Genomic DNA, 267 nt, shown 5'->3' with positions numbered 1-267 from the left:
AGTGGGCCGTTAGCTCAGTCGGTAGAGCAGCGGACTTTTAATCCGTTTGTCGAAGGTTCGAATCCTTCACGGCCCACCACTTAATGATCAGATTGAAAGCATGAGATGAGATAGCTTGAATCAGAATAATTAGGTGAAATAATTTGCTTTAACACTAGAGATAAGCAAAACTAAGAAAAAAACAGTGGGCCGTTAGCTCAGTCGGTAGAGCAGCGGACTTTTAATCCGTTTGTCGAAGGTTCGAATCCTTCACGGCCCACCACTTAA

Annotated in this window: 2 tRNA genes; both read left to right on the top strand. The window is 43.8% G+C overall.

What is annotated here, in order from left to right:
- Nucleotides 1-3: 3 nt before the first annotated feature.
- A tRNA-Lys gene (locus ACTG7Q_RS10915) sits at nt 4-79 on the top strand.
- Nucleotides 80-186: 107 nt separating this feature from the next.
- Nucleotides 187-262 (top strand) — tRNA-Lys (locus ACTG7Q_RS10910).
- The last annotated feature ends 5 nt before the right edge of the window (nt 263-267 follow it).

The sequence above is a fragment of the Lonepinella sp. BR2474 genome, from assembly GCF_051851555.1.
Taxonomy (GTDB): Bacteria; Pseudomonadota; Gammaproteobacteria; order Enterobacterales; family Pasteurellaceae; genus Lonepinella.
This window is presented reverse-complemented; position numbering and strand designations above follow the sequence as displayed.